Source organism: Dactylosporangium sp. CA-152071, from assembly GCF_050936335.1.
GTDB lineage: Bacteria > Actinomycetota > Actinomycetes > Mycobacteriales > Micromonosporaceae > Dactylosporangium > Dactylosporangium maewongense.
Genome location: NZ_JBNJMZ010000001.1, coordinates 390,310 through 411,276, shown reverse-complemented (window position 1 = coordinate 411,276; position 20,967 = coordinate 390,310). Strand labels below are relative to the sequence as shown.

At 75.9% G+C, this 20,967-nt stretch carries 8 protein-coding genes and 1 pseudogene; 2 read left to right on the top strand and 7 right to left on the bottom strand.

The window, feature by feature from the left end; translation table 11 throughout:
- The first annotated feature begins 19 nt into the window (after nucleotides 1-19).
- Both ACQEVZ_RS01555 and ACQEVZ_RS01550 read left to right on the top strand, forming a co-directional pair.
- Complete coding sequence (locus tag ACQEVZ_RS01555) at nucleotides 20-229, top strand: MbtH family protein (RefSeq protein ID WP_433360209.1); 210 nt, start codon at nucleotides 20-22, stop codon at nucleotides 227-229.
- Nucleotides 230-596: 367 nt separating this feature from the next.
- Nucleotides 597-9,983 (top strand): annotated as a pseudogene (locus tag ACQEVZ_RS01550) (type I polyketide synthase); the annotation flags it as partial.
- A gap of 75 nt (nucleotides 9,984-10,058) precedes the next feature.
- On the opposite strand, the gene ACQEVZ_RS01545 reads toward ACQEVZ_RS01550, so the two are convergent.
- From ACQEVZ_RS01545 to ACQEVZ_RS01515, 7 genes are all read right to left on the bottom strand, one after another.
- Entirely contained in the window at nucleotides 10,059-10,826 is a 768-nt protein-coding gene (locus ACQEVZ_RS01545) for a helix-turn-helix transcriptional regulator (protein WP_344506688.1), read from the bottom strand.
- 470 nt (nucleotides 10,827-11,296) lie between these two features.
- A complete protein-coding gene (locus tag ACQEVZ_RS01540) occupies nucleotides 11,297-14,407 on the bottom strand; it encodes a helix-turn-helix transcriptional regulator (protein WP_433360206.1) in 3,111 nt (1,036 codons plus the stop codon).
- On the bottom strand, nucleotides 14,401-16,770 hold the full coding sequence (locus ACQEVZ_RS01535) for a LuxR C-terminal-related transcriptional regulator (RefSeq protein ID WP_433360203.1): 2,370 nt from the start codon (nucleotides 16,768-16,770) through the stop codon (nucleotides 14,401-14,403). The genes ACQEVZ_RS01540 and ACQEVZ_RS01535 overlap by 7 nt, the downstream gene beginning before the upstream one ends.
- On the bottom strand, nucleotides 16,767-16,901 hold the full coding sequence (locus ACQEVZ_RS01530; protein WP_433360200.1) for a hypothetical protein: 135 nt from the start codon (nucleotides 16,899-16,901) through the stop codon (nucleotides 16,767-16,769). Before ACQEVZ_RS01530 ends, ACQEVZ_RS01535 begins: the two co-directional genes overlap by 4 nt.
- Nucleotides 16,898-19,510 (bottom strand): LuxR C-terminal-related transcriptional regulator, encoded by a 2,613-nt coding sequence (locus ACQEVZ_RS01525; RefSeq protein WP_433360197.1) that lies wholly within the window; start codon nucleotides 19,508-19,510, stop codon nucleotides 16,898-16,900. The genes ACQEVZ_RS01530 and ACQEVZ_RS01525 overlap by 4 nt, the downstream gene beginning before the upstream one ends.
- A gap of 75 nt (nucleotides 19,511-19,585) precedes the next feature.
- Nucleotides 19,586-19,966: a DUF6069 family protein gene (locus ACQEVZ_RS01520; protein WP_433360194.1), complete on the bottom strand. Its 381-nt coding sequence runs from the start codon at nucleotides 19,964-19,966 to the stop codon at nucleotides 19,586-19,588.
- A gap of 38 nt (nucleotides 19,967-20,004) precedes the next feature.
- Entirely contained in the window at nucleotides 20,005-20,877 is an 873-nt protein-coding gene (locus ACQEVZ_RS01515) for a 1,4-dihydroxy-6-naphthoate synthase (RefSeq protein ID WP_433360191.1), read from the bottom strand.
- Between the last annotated feature and the right edge of the window lie 90 nt (nucleotides 20,878-20,967).

Here is a 20,967-nt window from a genome sequence, read left to right as displayed (position 1 = left end):
CCTTCGAAGGGACAGTGGCATGACCGACGACGAGACCCGCCGCTACACCGTGGTGGTCAACGACGAGGAGCAGTACTCGATCTGGGCCGAGGGCCGCGACATCCCCGCCGGCTGGAAGGACGCCGGCTTCACCGGCGCCAGGGGCGAGTGCCTCGCCCACGTCAACGAGGTCTGGACCGACATGCGTCCGCTGAGCCTGCGCCGCGCGATGGAACACCAGAGCGCCTGAGCGCTCCTCCACCAGACCCCCTCTTGCGAAGGCGGTGCCGCTCATGGCGCTCGACGACCAGCCGTCCCTGCTCGCCCGGCTGCTCGCCGTGGGCGACGCCGACCGGGACCGGATACTTCTCGACGTGGTCCGGTCCGCGGTCGTGGCCGCCACCGGCAAGCCCGGGCCGGTGGACGCCGGGCTCGCGTTCCGCCAGCTCGGCGTGTACCGGGCGATCGGCACCCGGCTGCGGGAGGAGCTGGCCGCCGCGACCGGCGTCCGCATCCCGGCGACCCTGCTGTTCGACTACCCGACCCCGGCCGCCGTCGCCGGTTTCCTGCGCGACTCGCTGCTGGGCCCGACCCACGAGGAACAGGTGACGGTCGCGCGGGCCACCTCCGACGGCGCCGACGACCCGGTCGTGATCGTCGGCATGAGCTGCCGGTACGCGGGCGGCGTCGACACACCCGAAGCCCTCTGGCGGCTCGTCGCGGCCGGCTCCGACGCCGTGGGCACGTTCCCCACCGACCGTGGCTGGCGGACCGACCTCTACGACCCGGACCCCGACGCGGTCGGGAAGTGCTGCACCCGGCACGGCTCGTTCCTGCACGGCGCCGCCGAGTTCGACCCCGCGTTCTTCGGCATCAGCCCCCGCGAGGCCCTCGGCATGGACCCGCAGCAGCGGATGCTGCTCGAGGTCGCCTGGGAGGCCCTCGAATCCGCGCGCATCGACCCGCTGTCGGTGGCCGGCCGGCCCGGCGGCGTCTACGTCGGCGTGCCCTACACCCACTACGGCCCGGCGCTGCACCGCCCCGCCGACGGCATGCACGGCTACCTGCTGACCGGCAGCCTCACCAGCGTCGCGTCCGGCCGCGTCGCCTACACCCTCGGACTGGAGGGGCAGGCCGTCACCGTCGACACCGCCTGCTCGTCGTCGCTCGTCGCGCTGCACCTGGCGACGCGGGCGCTGCGCGGCGGCGAGTGCGAGCTCGCCCTCGTCGGCGGGGTCACCGTCATGTCCACGCCGGGCGTGCTGATGGAGTTCAGCCGCAAGCGCGGCCTCTCGCCAGACGGGCGCTGCAAGGCGTTCTCCGACGACGCCGACGGCACCGGCTGGGGCGAGGGCGCCGGCATGCTCGTGCTGGAGCGGCTGTCCACCGCCCGGGCCCGCGGCCACCGGGTCCTCGCCGTCGTGCGCGGCTCCGCGCTCAACCAGGACGGCGCGTCCAACGGCCTCACCGCCCCGAACGGCCCGTCGCAGCAGCGGGTCATCCGCGCCGCGCTCGCCGACGCCGGGCTGTCACCGTCCGATGTGGACGCGGTGGAGGCGCACGGCACCGGCACCGCCCTCGGTGACCCGATCGAGGCGCAGGCGATCCTCGCCACCTACGGCCGGGACCGCGGCGACGGCGACCCGCTGTGGCTGGGCTCGCTGAAGTCGAACGTCGGGCACACCCAGGCGGCCGCCGGCGTCGGCGGCGTCATCAAGATGATCCTCGCCATGCACCACGGCGTGCTGCCGAAGACCCTGCACGTGTCGGCGCCCTCCACCCACGTCGACTGGTCCGAGGGCCGGGTCGAGCTGCTGCGCGACGCGGTCGCGTGGCCGGAGACCGGCCGGCCGCGGCGCGCCGCCGTGTCGTCGTTCGGGGTCTCCGGCACCAACGCGCACGTGATCCTGGAGGCTCCGCAGGACACCGACGACCCCGCCGAGCCCACGTCGGGGCCGGTGCCGATCGTGGTGTCCGGGCGCGGCGACGCGGCGCTGCGGGCCCAGGCCGGCCGCCTCGCCGACTTCCTCGACGGGCACCCGGGGCACGACCTCGGCGCCGTCGGCTGGTCCCTCGCCAGCACCCGCGCCGCCCTCCCGCACCGGGCGGTCGTCGTCGGCGCCGGCCACGACGACGTCCGCGAGCAGCTGCTGCGGATCGCCGGTGGCGCCGTGCCCGGCGCGGTCGCCCGCCCCGGCGGCAAGGTCGCGTTCGTGTTCCCCGGCCAGGGCTCGCAATGGGCCGGCATGGCCGTGCGGCTCCTCGACACCGACCCGGGCTTCGCGGCGTCGATCGGCCGGTGCGAGACGGCGTTCGCGCCGTTCGTGGACTGGTCGCTGACCGCCGTCCTGCGCGGCGAACCGGACGCGCCCCCGCTGAGCCGGGTCGACGTGGTCCAGCCGGTGCTGTTCGCGGTGATGGTGTCCCTCGCCGGGATGTGGCGGGCCGCCGGCGTCGAACCCGACGTCGTCGTCGGGCACTCGCAGGGCGAGATCGCCGCCGCGTACGTCGCCGGGATCCTCTCGCTCGACGACGCCGCCCGCGTCGTCGTGCTGCGCAGCCAGGCGCTGTCCGCCCTGGCCGGGAAGGGCGGCATGCTGTCGGTGGCGCTGCCCGCCGCCGACGTCGCCGGGCGGATCGAGCCGTGGGCGGGCCGGCTCGGCGTCGCCGCCGTCAACGGCACGACCTCCGCGGTGGTGTCCGGGGAGCCCGACGCGCTCGACGAGTTCACCGCGGTGTGTGATGCGGCGGGTGTACGGACGCGGCGCGTCGACGTCGACTACGCCTCCCACGGTGTGCAGGTGGAGGCGATCCGGGACCGGCTGCTGGAGCTGCTCGCCCCGGTCGCCCCAGGTCCCGCCACGGTCCCTTTGCGCTCGACCGTCGGCGCCGACCTCGATGGCGTCACCGTCGGCGGCGCGGACTACTGGTACCGCAACCTGCGGCACACCGTCGAGTTCGCCGCCGCCGTCCGCGACCTCGCCGACGCGGGCGTGACGACGTTCGTCGAGGTCAGCGCCCACCCGGTGCTCACCGTCGGGATCCAGGAGACCCTCGAAGGCCACACCGGGGACGCGTTCGTCACCGGCACCCTGCGCCGCGACGACGGCGGCCGGGACAGGTTCCTCGCCTCGCTCGGCGCCGCCTGGGCGCACGGCGCGGCCGTCGACTGGACCGGCGTCTTCGGCCCCGGCCGGCGGACCGTCGCCCTGCCCACGTACGCGTTCCAGCGGCAGCGGTACTGGCTCGACGCGCCGCTGCTGGAGGACACGGCGACCGGGCCGGCCGGGACCGTCGACGCCGAGTTCTGGGAAGCCGTCGAACGTTCGGACGCGGCCGAGCTCGCCGGGGTCCTCGCCACCGACGCCGGCGCGGTCGGCGCCGTGCTGCCCGCGCTGCGCACCTGGCACGAGCGGCGGGCCGTCCGCGGGCTGGTCGACGGCTGGCGGTACAAGATCCGCTGGGACGCGCTGCCCGAGCCGTCCGCGGTCACCCTCACCGGCACGTGGCTGGTGGTGCACCCCTTCGGGGACACCACGGCCGGGCCTGTCGCGGAGGCGCTCACCGCCCACGGCGCGACCGTGCGCACCCTCGCCGCCGACGACGCGGCTCTCCCTGACGCGCTGTGCGAGGCGCTGGCCGAGCCCGTCGACGGGGTGCTGTCACTGCTGGGCACCGACGAGTCGACGCCCGCCGGCAACCTGCTGCTCATCCAGGCCCTCGCCGGCCTCGGCACCGCCGCGCCGCTGTGGTGCGTGACCCGTGGCGCGGTGGCCGTGGACGGCGAACGGCTCGCCGCACCCGCGCAGGCGCAGACGTGGGGCCTCGGCCGGGTCGCGGCCCTGGAGTTCCCGCGGACCTGGGGCGGCCTCGTCGACCTGCCGGCGGCGCTGGACGTCCGCGCGGCGGCCAGACTTTGCGCGGTGCTCGCCGGGCTCGGCGAGCTCGGTGGCGAGGACCAGGTCGCGGTGCGCGCCACCGGCGTCTTCGGGCGGCGCCTCGTCCACGCGGGCACCGGCACGACGGCACCCGCCCGCGCGTGGCGGCCGACCGGGACCGTCCTCGTCACCGGCGGCACCGGCGCCCTCGGCGGGCACGTGGCCCGGTGGCTCGCCGCCGCCGGCGCCAGCCGGCTCGTGCTCACCAGCCGCCGCGGCGCCGACGCACCCGGCGTGGCAGACCTCGTCGCCGAGCTCGCCGCCGCGGGCACCGAGGCGAGGGTCGTCGCGTGCGACGTCGCCGACCGGGACGCCGTCGCCGCGCTCGTCGCCGACTGCGCCGGGCGGGGCGAGCCGATCACCACCGTCATGCACACCGCCGGCGTCGCCGACCTGGCCGCGCTGCCGGACCTGACCGCCGACGGGATGGCCTCGGTCGCCGCCGGGAAGGTCGCCGGGGCGCTGCACCTCGACGCCCTGCTGGACCGGGCCGCCCTCGACGCCGTCGTCTACTTCTCCTCGATCGCGGCGGTCTGGGGCGTCGGCGACCACGGCGCGTACGCGGCCGCGAACGCCCATCTCGACGCCCTCGCCGAGCAGCAGCGCGCCGACGGCGTCGCCGCCCACTCGATCGCGTGGGGCCCGTGGGCCGGCGGCGGCATGATCGCCGACTCCCTCGCGGACACGCTGCGCCGCCGCGGCGTGCCGCTGATCGACCCCGAGCCGGCGATGCACGCCCTGCAGCAGGTCCTCGACCACGACGACACCACGGTCGCCGTCGCCGACGTCGACTGGGAGCGCTTCGCCGCCGTCTTCGGCAGCGCCCGGCCCAGCCCGCTCATCGGCGCGCTGCCGGAGATCCGCCGCCTGGCGGACGCGGCCCCGCCACCGGCCGCGACGGGCGGCGGTGGCACGCTCGCCCGCGACCTCGCCGGGGCGGGCGGCGCCGAGCGGGACCGGGTCCTGCTCGACCTGGTCCGCGGGCAGGTCGCCCGGGTCCTCGGGCACGCGTCCGCGGCCACCGTCGAGAGCTCCCGGGCGTTCATGGAGCTCGGCTTCGACTCGCTGTCGGCGGTCGAGCTGCGCAACGCGCTCAACGCCGCGACCGGGCTGCGGCTGCCGGCGACCGCCGTGTTCGACCACCCCACGCCCGCGCACCTGGCCCGGTTCCTGCGCGCGTCGCTGTTCGGCGAGGCCCGGGACGCGCCGGCCGCCGCGCCGGTCACGGCCGCCGACCGCGACGACCCGGTCGTCATCGTCGGCATCGGCTGCCGGTACCCGGGCGGCGTGCGGAGCCCGGAGGACCTGTGGCGGGTCGTCGCCGGCGAGGTCGACGCCGTCGGGGCGATGCCGACCGACCGTGGCTGGGACCTCGCCGCCCTCTACGACCCCGATCCCGACCACGCCGGCACCACGTACGTGCGGGACGGCGGCTTCCTCTACGACGCCGCCGACTTCGACCCAGAGGCGTTCGGGATCAGCCCCCGCGAGGCGGTCGCCATGGACCCGCAGCAGCGGCTGCTGCTCGAGGTCGCCTGGGACGCCACCGAACACGCCCGGATCGCCCCGACGTCGCTGCGCGACAGCCGCACCGGCGTGTTCGTCGGCATGGCCGATCAGGCGTACGGCTCCCGGCTGCAGGCCGGTGCTTCCGGTCCTTCGGGTCTTGAGGGGTACCTCGTCACCGGTGGCGCGTCGAGCGTCGCGTCGGGCCGGATCAGCTACGTGCTGGGACTGGAGGGCCCGGCGGTCACCGTCGACACCGCGTGCTCGTCGTCGCTGGTCGCCCTGCACCTGGCGGTGGAGTCGCTGCGCCGCGGCGAGTGCGACCTGGCCCTCGCCGGCGCCGCGATGGTGATGTCGACCCCGGCCCAGTTCGTCGGCTTCAGCCGCCAGCGCGGCCTGGCCCGCGACGGGCGGTGCAAGGCGTTCGGGGCCGGCGCCGACGGGTTCGGCCTCGCCGAGGGCGCCGGCATGGTGGTGCTGGAGCGGCTGTCCGACGCCCGGGCCAACGGCCACCGGATCCTCGCCGTCGTGCGCGGGACCGCGGTGAACCAGGACGGCGCCTCCAACGGACTCACCGCCCCCAACGGGCCGTCGCAGCAGCGGGTGATCCGCACCGCCCTCGCTGCCGCGGGCCTCGCCGCGACCGAGGTCGACGCGGTCGAGGGCCACGGCACCGGGACCCTGCTCGGCGACCCGATCGAGGCGCAGGCGCTGCTGGCCACGTACGGCGCCGGGCGCGACCCGGCGGACCCGCTGTGGCTCGGCTCGCTGAAGTCCAACGTCGGGCACACGCAGACCGCGGCCGGGATCGGCGGCGTGATCAAGATGGTGCTGGCGATGGAGCACGGCCTGCTGCCCAGGACCCTGCACGCCGACGAGCCGTCGCCGCACGTCGACTGGTCGTCCGGCACCGTACGACTGCTGGACCGGGCCCGCCCGTGGCCGGCGGGCGGCCGGCCGCGCCGCGCCGGGGTGTCGTCGTTCGGCATCAGCGGCACCAACGCCCACGTGATCGTGGAGGAGCCGCCGCCCGCCGACGACTCGCCTGCTCTTCCGGAGGCACCCAGCGCTGGGCTGGTGCCGATCGTGGTCTCGGCGCACGGCGCGAAGGCGCTCGCCGCGCAGGCGGACCGGCTGCTGGGGTCGATCGGCGGGGCGCACCACGGTACCGACGCCGCCAACGCCAACCCTGTGGAACTGGCCGACGTCGGCTGGTCGCTGCTGACCACGCGGGCCGCGCTGCCGCACCGCGCCGTCGTCCTCGGCTCGGACCGCGCCGAGGTGGCCGGCGGGCTCGCCGCGCTCGCGGGCGGCGCCGACACGGTCGTGCAGGGCGTCGCCGACGTCGACGGGCGGGTCGTGTTCGTCTTCCCCGGCCAGGGTGCCCAGTGGGCCGGCATGGGCGCCGCGCTGCTGGACGCCGCGCCGGTGTTCGCCGAGTCGGTGCGGGCGTGCGAGGAGGCCCTGGCGCCGTTCGTCGACTGGTCGCTGACCGCCGTCCTGCGGGGCGAGGACGGCGCGCCCGGCCTGGACCGGGTCGACGTCGTGCAGCCCGCTTCGTGGGCGGTGATGGTGTCCCTGGCCGCGTTGTGGCGCTCGTACGGCGTCCGCCCCGACGCCGTCGTCGGGCACTCGCAGGGCGAGATCGCCGCGGCCTGCGTCGCCGGGATGCTCAGCCTGCCCGACGCCGCCCGGGTCGTCGCCGAGCGCAGCAAGGCGATCGTCGCGCTCGCCGGCGGGGGAGCGATGGCGTCGGTCGCGCTGCCCGTCGCCGCCGTGCGGGACCGCATCGTCGCCTGCCCGGGCCGCCTGAGCGTCGCCGTGGTGAACGGGCCCACGGCGGTCGTGGTCGCCGGGGACGTCGACGCCGTGCACCGGTTCGTGGCGGACTGTGTCGCCGACGGGGTGCGGGCGAGGCTCGTCGAGGTCGACTACGCGTCGCACTCCGAGCAGGTCGAGTCGATCGAGTCGGCGCTGCGGGAGGCGCTCGCGCCGGTCAGCGGGGTGCCCGGCTCGGTGCCGATGCTGTCGACCGCGACGGGGGAGTGGCTCGCGGGTCCGCAGCTGGACGCCGGCTACTGGTACCGCAACCTGCGCGAGACGGTCCACTTCGCCGACAGCGTGCAGCGGCTCGTCGAGGACGGCTACCGGGTGTTCGTGGAGTGCAGCCCGCACCCGGTGCTGACCGTGCCGATCCAGGAGATCGCCGACGCGGCCACCGACAGCGCCTACGTGGTGGCCGGTTCGCTGCGCCGCGGCGACGGCGGGCCGGGCCGCTTCGCGCGCTCCGTCGCGGAGCTGTTCGTGCGTGGCTGCGCGGTGGACTTCACGCCGCTGCTCGGCACCGGCCGCACCGTCGTGGACCTGCCGACGTACGCGTTCCAGCGGCGCCGGTTCTGGCTCGACACACCGCCCGCTGGCACCGCCGTGGCCGCCCCCGCCGACGACCGGTTCTGGGATGCGGTCCGGCGCGGCGACGTGACCGGGCTGGCCGGCGCGACGTCGGCCGACCCGGCGGCGCTCGCCGCGGTCCTGCCGGCGCTGCGGACCTGGCACGACGAGTCGCGGGTGCGGGCCGCCGTCGACGAGCTGCGCTACGCGGTGCGGTGGGACGCGCTCGCCGCCCCGGCTCCCGCTGTGCTCACCGGCCGCTGGCTGGTGGTGGCGGCCGGCGACGAGTCGGCCGGGGGCGCGCTCGACGGTCCCGTGGACGTGGTGCTGGCCGCGATCGCCGAGCATGGTGCCCAGGCCCAGCTGCTGCGGCTCCCGGCGGGCGAGGCGGACCGGTCCCGGATCGCCGCGCGGCTGCAGTCCGTGGCGGACGGCCCGGTCGACGGGGTGCTGTCGCTGCTGGCCTGGGACGAGACGCCGCACCGCACGGTGCCGGAGCTGCCCTCCGGGCTGGCCGGCAACGTCGGGCTCGTGCAGGCGCTGCACGACACCGGCGTCGGCGCGAAGCTGTGGTGCGCGACCGGCGGGGCGGTCTCCGTCGGCGCCGGTGACGTGCTGCACCGCCCGGCACAGGCGCACGTGTGGGGCATGGGTATCGTCGCCGGGCTCGACGACCCGGACGGCTGGGGCGGCCTCGTCGACCTGCCGTCCACGGTGGACGCCGCCGCGGCCGCGCGGCTGTGCGCCGTGCTGGCCGGCATCGGCGACGAGGACCAGGTCGCGATCCGCCCCGGCGGCATCTTCGGCCGCCGGCTGGTCCGGGCGCCGCTCGCCGCCGACGGCCCGCGCCGCCCGTGGCGTCCACATGGGACGGTGCTCGTCACCGGCGGCACCGGGGCGCTCGGCGGGCACGTGGCCCGCTGGCTCGCCGGCGCCGGCGCGACCCGCCTGGTGCTGACCAGCCGGCGCGGGATGGCGGCGCCCGGCGCCGCGGACCTCGTCGCGGAGCTCGCCGCCCTCGGCGCCGAGGCGACCGTGGTGGCCTGCGACGTCGGCGACCGCGAGGAGGTGCGCCGGCTGCTGGCGGACCTGCCGGCGGGCGCGCCGCTCACCGCGGTCGTGCACGCGGCCGGGGTGCCCGGCGACGAGCGGCCCCTGACCGGGACCGGCCTGGCGGACATGGCCGCGGTACTGCGCGGCAAGGCGGTGGGCGCGATGCACCTCGACGCGCTGCTGGCCGCCGTGCCGCTCGACGCGTTCGTCGTGTTCTCCTCCGGCGCCGGCGTCTGGGGCAACCTCGGACAGGCGGCGTACGCGGCGGGCAACGCCTACCTCGAGGCGCTCGCCCGGCACCGGCGGCACCGCGGCCAGGCCGCGACCTGCGTCGCGTGGGGCGCCTGGGCGGCGGGCGGCATGGTCGACGCGAGCGAGTCCGCCCGGCTCGCCGGGCACGGGATCCTCGGCATGGACCCGCGGCACGCGGTCGCGGCGCTGCGGGACGCGGTCGAGCACGGCGAGGCCGCGGTGGTCGTGGCCCGGGTCGACTGGCCCCGGTTCGCGGACCTGTACTCGATGGCCAGGCACCGCCCGCTGCTGGACGAGCTGGGTGTCGCCGGGTCTCCGGCGTCGTCGGACGCGGCTCCGGCCGGGGACGAGCCCGGGTCGCAGCGGCCCGAGCCGGCACGGCGGCTGCTCGGCCTGACCGCCGACGAGCGGCAGCGGGAGCTGGTGCACCTGGTCCGCAGCCACGCCGCCGGCACCTTGGGCCACGCGACCCCGGACGCGGTCGCCGCGTCGCGGCCGTTCCGCGAGCTCGGGTTCGACTCGCTGACCGCCGTCGACCTGCGCAACAAGCTCACCGCCCTGACGGGGCTGCGGCTGCCGGTGACGGTGGTGTTCGACCACCCGACGCCGGCCGCGCTCGCCCGGCACCTCGACGCGGCGCTCGTCCCGGACACCGGCGACGGCCCGCTGGCGGCGCTGGACGCGCTCGCGGCGGCGCTGCCCGACGGTGACGTCGACCCGGAGACCCGGCGGCAGGTCGCGGACCGGCTGCGGAACCTGCTGCGCCGTTGGGACGACGGGGCGGCCGAGGCGGCGGAGGGCCTGGACGAGGCCGACGACGAGGAGATGTTCGACCTGATCGACCGGGAGCTCGGCCTGACCTGACGCGCGACGGGTGCACAGAACGGTGGCCGGGACATCGTCCCGGCCACCGTTTGTCTGCCTGGTGGTGCGCCCCGTTCAGCGGCGCACGTACTCGTTGAGCACCTTGGGCGGCCACGAACCGACGCCGAAGAGGCCCATGGAGTAGGCCTTCGACACCAGTGCCGCGCGGTTCGGCACCTTGAACTGCCGCAGCATGTTGCTGACGTGGTACTCGATGCCCTGACGGCTCAGATACAGCTTTGCGGCCAGTTGTACGGTAGGGACACCGGTGGCCACTCCCTCGAGAATCTTGGCATTGATTTCTGTCAAGATCTTGTTGGGGCTGATGAGCACCCGCCGATCGTCCTCCCCCTTGTCGGGAGCGACCAGCACGACGATTGTCTTCAGCTGGCCGGCGTCGCCCTGCACCGCCATTCCGGTGAGTGATCCGGTGAAGGCGGTGCGGGTCGCCCAAATGGCGGCGAGATGCTCGACGAATCGTCCGCTGCGACCGGTGAGAAGTCGGTCGAACTGTCGGCGCATGTGCTGCCGCACACTCGGGTGCAGAAGCTCGGAGAAGTCGAATCCGTGCAGGTCGAAGCGCGGCTGGCCGCAGTGCTCCAGTAATGCTGCGTTTGTCTGCTGGATGCGCAGTTGTGGATTGAGGACGGCGAGGCCGACCCCGGTCCGTTCGACAATGGACAGAAACAGCTCGCCGTATTCGCTCGCGCCGACGAGCGCCGGATGGGGCTGCGGAAATGGACAGCACTGTTCCGACGATGTTTCACTCCTGTTTTGCCTGCGGAGCGGGTCGGTCCGAGTTGCGTCTTGAACGTCTGCCTTCAAGTTACCGACCAGAAGCATCGACACGTCTCCCAAATGCTCCAAATTTGAACTCGCATCGGGAGCCTTGCACGGCTTTCCGCGAGCGTCAACGCGAGCAAATCGGGCAGCAAAGACTGTGGTAGGCGTGCGCCTAGTTCGGTGTGGTGGACCGTAGTCGGCGGCGGGGCGTGGCCGGACGGGGACGCAGGGTGGCCAAGGTTTCCGTATGGGTGCCGGCGGTGGTCCATCCATGCAGGTCAACGTGTGTCCGGACGGCCGGCGGACGGGCCCGGGAGCCGGATCCGGGCACCGAGTGCAACGGAATCCTGACCGAAGTCCGGTTCGGGTCGAGTTGTGACCGTCGGGTAGGTCGTACAGGCGGACATCGATCTTGCGAAAAATTTGAGCATTGACTTGAGAGTTCACGGCCGCGAAGACGTATCGATGAATGCTTTGAGTGGTGTGACTATTACCCGCGGTGATCTTCCGTTGTTTGGAGGCGAATGAGGCTATTCGGCGGGTGGATCGGACATTTTACCCGCTACCCGGTTGAGAACCGCCTTTAGTGCGGATCTATTGGTGACCCCCAGTTTTCGGTAACAGTTGGTCAGGTGTTTCTCCACGGCCCGCTGGGAGATGCCCAGGCGCGTGGCGATGGCGTGGTTCGTCAGCCCGGCCGTGACCAGGTCCGTGACCGTCCGCTCGCCAGGGGTGAACGAGCTGATCCCGGGCACCAGCTGCTCGTGGTGCGCCTCGAGCGCCGTCGTGGCCGGCTCCATCAGCCAGGAGAGCCCGGCCGCGACCGCCAGCTGCCCACCGCGGCGCAGATCCTCGCCGGCGCCCCTGCGCCCCGACGCGAGCAGCCGGGTGCCCCGGGCCAGCAGCGCGCGGGCCAGCTCCAGCTCGTTGGCGGAGTGCTCCAGCACGTCCACGGCGTCGTCGAGCAGGCGCAGCGACTGCCGGCCGTGGCTGAGCTCGCCCCAGACCCGCAGCGTGCGGCCGGTCGCCGCCGGCGCACCCCAGGCGGCCACCAGCCGGTGCTCCTCCGCGATGCACTCGACCGCCTCCTCGGCCCGCCCGAGCCGGTCCAGCAGCGGCGCGATCATCGTGCCGGTCGGGAAGAGCGCCCGGTTGCGCCAGCCGTGGGTGGCGAGCTGCTGCTGGCACTCGGTCAACGCGACGAGCGCGGCCTGCGGTTCGCTGTTGTACAGCATCGCGCCGTAGAGCAGGTTGCGCACCATCGGCAGCATGCCCGTCTCGGCGGTCGCCCGCTCCGGACGCCACAACGCCGCGGTCCGCTGCCGCAGCCGGTCGTCCGGCACCGCGGCGGCGACCGCGAAGAGCATCGCGGCGCCGACCGCGTCGTCACCGAGACCGTCGGGCAGCACGGTGAGCGCGTTCGCGGCGCTGGCCGCAGCCGCGCCGGGCTGCCCGGTGTGCAGCTGCTGAAACGCCAGCTGGGCGTGGACCTGCGCCGCGACCCGGCGGCACGGCGCGGCGTCGGAGACCCGGCTCGCCTCCGCCAGCCACGGCCGCAGCGCCGGCACCCGCTCGACGGCGACGGCACTGGCGACGAGGAGCGGCGCGATCGAGGCGAGCGTGTCGTGGTCGACCGGCAGGGCCTCGAACAGCAGCTGGGCGAGCGGCGCCAGCTCCTGCGCGGACAGCTCCGCCGACATGGTCGCGCAGAACAGCAGCACCGCCGCGAGCTCCCGCTCGGCCGGGGTGCGCGGCCGCATCATCCCGTCGCGCAGCCGGGCCGTCGCGGCGGCGAGCACGGCCGGGTCCTGCCAGCCCGCCAACCACCGCCGCGCCTCCAGCCGCTGCGCCAGCGCCTCGACACCCGCGGGCCGCGCCGCCACCCGCGCCGGCTCGTCGCGTCCGGGACCGGTGGTTGCGGGCTCTCCCTGTTGCTGCGGGTGGCTGGTGTACTGCCGGTGCCCGGCGGACTGTGCCGACTCCGTCGGCTCCCGGGGCCTCTGGGGATTCGGGAGCTTCGGGGGCTCGCCGGGCCGCTCGGCCGGCGCTGTCGGCGGCGGGGTGACGGGGCGCTCGGGGGGTTCGGGGGCGAGGTGCCGCAGGACGCCGTCGATGGCCTCGCCGGCGGCCTCCGCGCCGGACAGCAGCGCCATCGGCGGGATGCGGGCCAGCGCGGCGGCACGGGCGTCGTCACCGGGCAGCGCCGGCAGGGCCTGGAGCACGCGGCGCACCAGCGTCGACGGGTTGCCGCACCGCTCGGCGACGGCGAGCTCGACGAGGACCCCGGCCCGTTCGGCACCGTCCGGCGGCAGCCCGCGCAGCGCGAGCCGCAGGTACCGCACCGCGCTGGCCACGTCGTGACGGGCGAGGGCGGCCGCCGCGGCGTCGGACAGCACGCCCGCCGCGTACGGCTGCAGCACCACGACCTGCTCCAGGTGCGCCGCGATCCGCTCGGCGGGTGCGCCCGCCCGGTACAGCGCCTCCGCCGCCTGCACGTGACCGACCGCGAACGACTCCGGGCAGATCGTGGTGCCGACGACGTGCCGCACGACCGCGTCCAGCAACGGCTGCGGCTCGGCCGACCCGTGCAGGCCCATAGCCCGCAATGCCCGGGCGGCGGTGCGCGCGTCGATGTCGTCGAGACCGGCGAGCCGCCCGACGAGACCGGGCTCCGCGTCGGCGCCGAGCAGCACGCCGTGCAGCAGGAACGCGCACTGCGCCGTGGGCAGCGCGGTGACCGCTGCGGCGACCCGCCGGCGCAGCGGCTCGTACTCGCGCCCGGTGACGTCCGGCGTCTCACTGCCGGCGGCCGCTTCCCACCCGGCCGGTGGCGTCCACGCGGCTGGCGGTGTCGCCCCGGCTGGTGGCGTCGTCCCGGTCGGTGGCGTTGATCCGGTTGGTGGCGTCCGCCCGGGCGGCGGTGCCCAGCCGGCGGGGTTTGCCGCCAGTGAGCGCACGAGCAGCGGGTTGCCGCCGGTGAGCCGGTGGAGGCGGGCCGCCGCGGCGCGGTCCACCCCGACGCCGTGATTGCCGGCGACCCCGTGCTTGCCAGCGGCGCCGTCAGCCCTAGCGGCGCCGTTAGGGCCACCGGTGCCGTTGGCGCCGGCAGTGCCGTTAGCGCTGGCCGCGTCAGCCATGCTGACCAGGAGCCGCTCGACGCCGGCCGGGGACAGGGGGGCCGGTCGAAGCGTCCGGTCGGCGCGGGCCAGTGCGGCGCGGACCCCGGGCCGGTCGCCGGCCGCGTCGCCGTCCAGGACCGCGAGCACCACCAGCACCGCCACGCCACCCGCCCGGCCGGCCTGCCGGTCCAGCCGGGTGAGCCAGGCCAGGCTCGCGTCGTCGGCCCACTGCAGGTCGTCGATGGTGACCAGGAGCGTGCCGGTGCGCGCCGCGGCCGACCCGCGGATCTCCCGCCACAGCCGCGACGCCAGGCTGCGCGGCAGGTCCTGCTCGGCGCGGTTCGCCGCGGCCGGGACCACCGGGACCCCGCCTTCGGCGGCGAGGTCCGCCGCCCGTCGCAGCAGGGCCGACCTGCCCACACCCAGGCCGCCCGCGACGGCGAGGATGCCGCCCTGCCCGCCGCGGAGCCGGGTCACCGCCGCCCGGCAGAGCTCAAGATCTTGATCCCGCTCGATCAGCACACCGGAGAGTGTTCCCCAGCCGCGCCACCCAGTACATCGGAAAGTTGCGCTCTGCTGGTGATTCCGAGCCTGCGGTACGTGTTGCTCAGGTGCAGCTCGACCGTCCGCTTGGTGATGTCCAGGATCTCGGCGATGGCGGCGTTGGGCAGCCCGTTCGCGGCCAGCTCGGCAACCCTCAGCTGGGCCGCCGACAACGTCCCCGGGCCGCCGCCCGTCTCGGCTGGGGGCGGGCCGGCGTCGCGGTGCGCGGCGGCGCTCTTCCTGGCCGGGGCCGGTCCCTTGCCACCGGCCCGGACGCTCCAGCCGTTGCCGGGCCCGATGCGGCCCGCGGCCCGCAGTGCGGCGCCGGCCGCCGGGGAGCTGCGCCGCCGTGCCGCCGCGCGCTCCAGCGTCAGCAGCGTCTCGGCCGACCAGCTGCCGCGCATAGCGGCCCACAGCGCCACCACCGCCCGGTCGGCCCGGGTCGTCGCGTCGGCGTGCAGCAGCGACGCCCGCAGCTCGGTGAGCGCGACCGCACCGGCCGCTCCCCACCGCTCCGCGGCCAGGCGCTCCGCCCGGACCAGCGCCGCCGCCTCGGCATCGCGGCCGCGCCCGTGCTCCAGCATCGCGGCCTGGGAGCGCCACGGCAGCAGGGCAGGGTTACGGTACCCGGCGGCCAGGCACCGGCGGCCGCACTCGTGCAGCATCCCCACGGCCGCGTCGACCTGACCGTCGGCGGCCTCCGCCAACGCCCGGGCGTAGAGCAGCTGCGCCCAGGCGATGCCGCGCTCGCAGCCCGGCGGCAGCGGCGCGTCCAGCGCCGCACGGAGCTTCCGCCGCCGGCCGGTGGCCAGCAGCTGCATGAGCTGCAACGCTCGCAGCCGGGGCAGGGTGCCGGCGTGCCAGGACTGCTCCGGCAGGCACTGGCGCAGGTCGTGCAGGTCGCGTTCGGCGTCGTCGAGGCGGCCCGTGCGCAGCCACAGCTCGGCCCTGGCGGCGAGCGGCCAGGCGGCGGAGCCCGCCCCCCGGGTCGCCTCGACGAGCCCGTTCAGCTGGTGCTCGGCCGTGGCGAAGTCCTCGGTGAGGGTCAGCGTGCGAGCCGCCGCCACCTGTACAGCGGCCGGCACCACGACCCCTGCCTCCGGGTCGAGCGCGGCGAGGGCGTGCCGGCGGGCCCGGTCCAGGTCCTCGCCCGCCACCGCCTCGCGCCACGCCATGACGCCACGCCCGGCCGGGTCGGCGGAGTCGACGGTGGCGCCGCCCGGCGCGGGCACCCGGTCGCAGGTGAGCTCCGGCGGGGTGCCGGCCCGGTCGGCCGCCAGCCAGTACAACGCCGCCAGCGCCGCCCGTTCAGCGGTGGGACCAGTGGCGGTGCCGGCCCGAGACGGCGGCGCTGCGGCGGGACCGGTGGCAGAGCCGGTCCGCGATGGCGGCGCCGTGGCGGGGCCGGCGGCGGTGCTGGTCCCCGGTGGCGGTGGTGCCGCGGTGGGATCGATGGCGGTGCCGGTCCAGGATGGCTGTGTCGCGGGCGCGTGATGGTAGGCGGCGGCCAGCTCGCGCCGCGCGGCCTCGTCGTCGCCGCGGACCAGGAGCCGGTCGGCGGCCGCGATCCGGGCCGCGACCGCGCTGTCGGGTGCCGTCCGCAGCACCGTGCGGAACGTGCGGTCGGCGGCCTCCGGCGCGCAGCTCAGCTGCACGTCGCCGAGCGCCAGGAGGGTGGCCAGCCGCGCCTCGTCGCCGATCGGCTCGGACAGGGCCCGGCTGTACAGCGCCGCCGCCGCCTCCCACCGGCGTTCGGCGCGGGCGGACGCGGCAGCGACCAGCAGCGCGTCCAGCGCCCAGCCCGGCCAGCCGGGCCCGGTCGCGGACAGCAGCCGGCCCACAAGCACCGGCGGCAGGCCCTTGTCGTGGGCGGCCTCGGCGGTGTGCCGGCGCAGCGCCGCCCGTTCGGTGCTGTCCATCGCGGTGAGCACCACCTCGGCGACGAGCGGATCGGCGGGGTCGAGCCCAGGGCAACCGGGCAGCCCGTGCGTGAGCCGGCCCGCCAGGCGCTCCGGCACACCCGGCCCGAGCAGCGCCCGCACCCGCAGCCAGCGCAGTTGCGGGCCGGACAGATCCGCCAGCCGCTCGGCGACCCGGTCGCGCCGCACCTCCCGGCACGCGGCGTTGAGCCTGTCGAGGTCCGGGTGCGGCCCGCAGCGACGCACCGCGGCCAGCAGCACCGCCGGGTCCCCGGCCGCCGCGGCAGCCACCAGCACCGCAGGGTCCCCAGCCGCGGCGGCGGCAAGGAGCGCCTCGGTGTGCGCGTCAACCCCCCGACCCGCGGCGGCAAGCGCGGATCTCCACCGCGTGGCGGTGGTCGCGGTGCGGGTCGGCGCGGTCACGACGCACCCCCGTCGTCGGCGATCAGCGCCGTGGGGTCGCCGGCTGCGGCGGCAGGGAGTGCCTCGGCGTGTGCGGCGACGCCCAGGTCCGCGGCGGCGGGCGCGGATCGCCACCAGGTGGCGGCGGTCATGATGCGCTCCCGTCGGTGGGGGCTGTGGCGACGGTGGTGGTCCGGCGGGACAGGGGCGTCGCCTCGACGATGCCGGCCAGGGCGTCGCGGCGGCGGATGCCGAGGCGCCGGTAGACGTTGGTGAGGTGGAACTCGACGGTCCGCATGGAGATGAACAGCTCCTCGGCGATCTGCCGGTTGGTCGCGCCGCCGGCGGCCAGCTGGGCGACGGCCCGCTCGCTGCTGGACAGTTCACCGCACGCGGCGAGCTCGGTGCCGGTGCGGCCGCCGGCGGAGCTGAGCACGTTGCGGCAGTGGGCGGCCAGCATGGTGTAGCCGAGACGGTTGGACAGGACCATGCCGTCGCGCAGGTGCCGGCGGGCGGCGGCGCGGTCGCCCAGCACAGTCAGGGTGCGGCCGAGCATCAGCTGCGCCTTCACCTGGTGCAGCGGGGCGGGGGAGCGCTCCAGTTCGGCGAGGGCGCCGAGCAGCAGTTCGACGTTGGGGCCCTCGGCGGTGAGCGCGGCCCGGGCCAGCAGCGCCATGCCCGCCGTGCGCGGCGTGCGCCACCGCCGGCACAGCTCCTCGGCCTGTTCGAGCCGGAGGTGCGCCTCGGCCCGCTGGCCGCGGATCGCCAGCATGATGATCTCGTCCAGCCACCAGCTGCTGAACGCCGGGCTGCCCACCCCGGCCTCCTCGAGGAGCCGGCCGCAAGCGCGCAGCCGCTGCAGTGCCCGATCGTGGTCCTGGCCCCAGTACGCGGCGAACGCCGTCGCCCCGACCGCCTGCACCTGCTCCCACAGGGGCATGTCGGAGGTGCGTTCCTGCATCGGCTCCAGCCCCTGCTCGGCGGCGAGGATCCGGGCCTGCGAGCTGTTGATCAGCGAGATGATCGTCTGGGCGGACCAGGTCGCGGCGCCCCACTCGCCGTCGCCGGCGAGCCGCAGCGCAGTCGTCGCCTCGGTCCAGGCGGCCTCGAGGTCACCGATCTCCAGGAGTATCCGCGCCCAGGTCGCCCGGGCGACGGCCTCGGCGCACGGTTCGCCGCGGTCGCGGTGGTGCGCGGCCAGCCGGCTCGCCGCGGTCAGGGCGCCGGCGGTGTCGTCGGCCATCAGCAGCACCCGGGTCGCCATCAGCGGCGCCCAGCTGTCGCCGGTCACCGGGCGGTCCAGGACCAGCCGGGCGTACCGGGTGGCCTGCTCCACCTCGACGCCTTCGTAAGCGGTGGCGAGCGCGTGCACGGCGAGCATCCGGTGGCTGGACGAGGCCCCGGCGACGCCGACGGGCGAGTCGCCGATGCGGGAGCGCACGGTGTGGAAGGTGGCGCCGCCGATGACGGCGTTGGCGGCGAGCGTCGACTCGACGGCCGAGAGCTGGATGCGGTCCCGCAGCGAGGGCATGTTCCCGGCGGCGCGGCGCAGCGTCTCCATGGCGTCGTGCAGCAGGTACGGCGCCGTCGGCTCGCGCCCGGTGACGAGCGCGGCGAGGCCCAGGCAGACCACGGCCCGGGCCTTCGTGCGGGCGTCGCCGGTGCGTGGCAGCGCCTGCCGGGCGTGCACCAGCGCGGCCGACGGGTCGACGTTGAGCAGCGCGACGGCCAGGTCGACGGCGGCGTCCGGCGACTGCGGCTGCGCGGCGAGCAGGCGGGTCCAGATGCGGACGGCGGCGGGCGCGTCGTGCGCGTAGGCGAGGGTGGCGGCCTCGCGGAGCCGTTCGAGCATCCAGGGTTCGTCGAGGTCGTCGAGGTCCAGCAGCACCTCGGCGATGTGCCGCACGGGCGCGTCCGCGTCGTTGAGCATGTGCGCCGCCCGGCGCCGCAGCCGTTGCAGCTCGTCTGAGGGGAGCAGGCCGGACAGCGCCTCGGCGACGGCGGGTGGCACCGGCCGGTCGGGGTCGCCGGTGAGCACCCCGGTGTTGCGCAGCGTCGCGAGGCGGGCGACGGTCAGCTGCGGCGGCAGCCCGGCGAGCGCGCCGACCAGGTCGGCGTCGGTCTGCTGGAGGGCGGCCGCGGCGACGGCGACCCGCAGCAGGTTCGGCTGGCGGCTGAGGAAGCGGCGCAGCCGGTCGGTGCGCGGCTCGGCGCCGGCGTGCTCGGGCGCGTCGAGGTCGAGGATCCGCTGCCGCGGGCCGCCGAGGATGTCGGAGAAGAGCGGGTCGAGGGCGGGGTGCTCGCGGGGCTCGACGGCGAGGACGACCTGCAGCGGCCGGTTGGTGCAGCGCCGCAGGAGGTAGTGCAGCCAGCGCAGGGTCGCGCTGTCGCACCAGTGGGCGTCGTCGAGGACGAGGCGCACCGGGCCGAACTGGAGCAGGCCCAGCGCGCGGCGGTACAGGTGCAGCACGGTGCGATGGCCGCCGTCGGCGGGTGCCGGCTGGGTGCCGGACCGCGGCTGCACCGGCAGCAGCTGCCGCGCCGCGGCGAACTCGACCGCGGCGCCGGCCTCCGTGCAGGTCGCGGACAGCACCGTCACGCCGGCCCCGGCCGGTGCCCGCAGCAGGGTGCTCTTGCCCGTGCCGGGGGCGCCGGTGACCATCACGACGGCGACCGACTCGACGTCCGGCAGCAGCGGCGGTCCGCCGCGCGCCGGCACGGTGCCGGTGCTGCGGTCCGGTTGGGCGGGCTGCGGCGTCATGAGGGTGTCCCATCGCGTTCGGTCTTCGACGTGCCGGCCGGGCGGTCGTCCGGGGCGGCCCGGACCGGTGCACGGTCAGGTGCGCTGCGACGTCCGGGTGAACGCGGTGATGATCACGGCGCCGACCAGCAGGTGCAGCAGCGCGAGCGACACCTTGGTGCCGGCGTCGGTGCCGCCGAGCGGGCCGAGCAGCGACAGCAGCAGGAACACGGCCGCGACGACGGTCCAGATCGTGCGGCCCTTCGCGGTGAAGCGCTCCAGCAGCGCGAGCAGGCCCCAGCCGAGGAGGCCGGCGATGACGACGGTCGCGACGACCGCGACGGCGCTGACCGTCTGCTCGCTGCCGCCGGACTTGACCACCAGGTCACCGGCGGCTGAACGGGCGATGAAGTAGACGATCAGGGCGAGGACGGCGGCGCCGACGATGGCGAGCGGGCGCACGACGGACGGCTTCATGTGCGGGGGTACCTCCGGGTCGGTGGAACGGGACTGCTTCAGGGCACGCGGATCGGTTGTACCGTGTCGAGCGAGCTGGGCGGCACGGCCGGGCACAGTCCGGCCGCGGCGGCCCGGTCCAGCAGCGCGCGGACGGCGGCCAGGCCGTCGTCGCCGAGGTCCTCGGTGAACCCGTTGACGTACAGGGCGATGTGCTGCGCCGTCACGTCCGGCGCCATCTCCTGCGCGTGCTGCCGGATGTAGTCCCGGGACGCGTCGGGGTGCGCCCACGCGTGCCGCACCGACGCCCGGATCGCGCCGGTGACCTCGTCGATGCGTCCGGCGCCGAGGTCGCGGCGGGCCACGATGGCGCCGAGGGGGATCGGCAGGCCGGTGTCCTCTTCCCAGAACCGGCCGAGGTCGACCAGCTCCCGCAGGCCGTAGGACTGATAGGTGAAGCGGGCCTCGTGGATGATGAGGCCGGCGTCGACCTTGCCGTCCCGGACCGCGGGCATGATCTCGTGGAACGGCATGACCACGACGCCGCCGAAGCCGCCGGGCACGGCGCGCTCCGCCCACAGCCGCAGCAGCAGGTACGCCGTGGACTGCTCGCTCGGCACGGCGACGACCGCCTCACGCAGCCGCTCCACCCCGCCCGCCGGGCGGGCGACCAGCAGCGGGCCGCAGCCCCGGCCGAGGGCGCCGCCGCAGGGCACGAGCGCGAAGCGGTCCAGGAAGCCGGGCAGCGCCGCGTAGGAGATCTTCATGACGTCGAACCGGTCGCTGCCGGCCAGGTGGTTGGTGACGTCGATGTCGGCGTGGGTGACGGTCGTCGCGGGCGTGTTCGGCAGGATGCCGTGCGTCCACGCGTGGAAGACGAACGTGTCGTTGGGGCACGGCGAGTAAGCGATCGACAGCGGCCGCTCGGTCATGGCCCGGATCTTACGGCTGTAGGTCACGGCTTGTCCCGGTTCGTGGCGGCCCGCAGTTCGCATGGGGATCAAGTGTGGTGATTTCCCCAA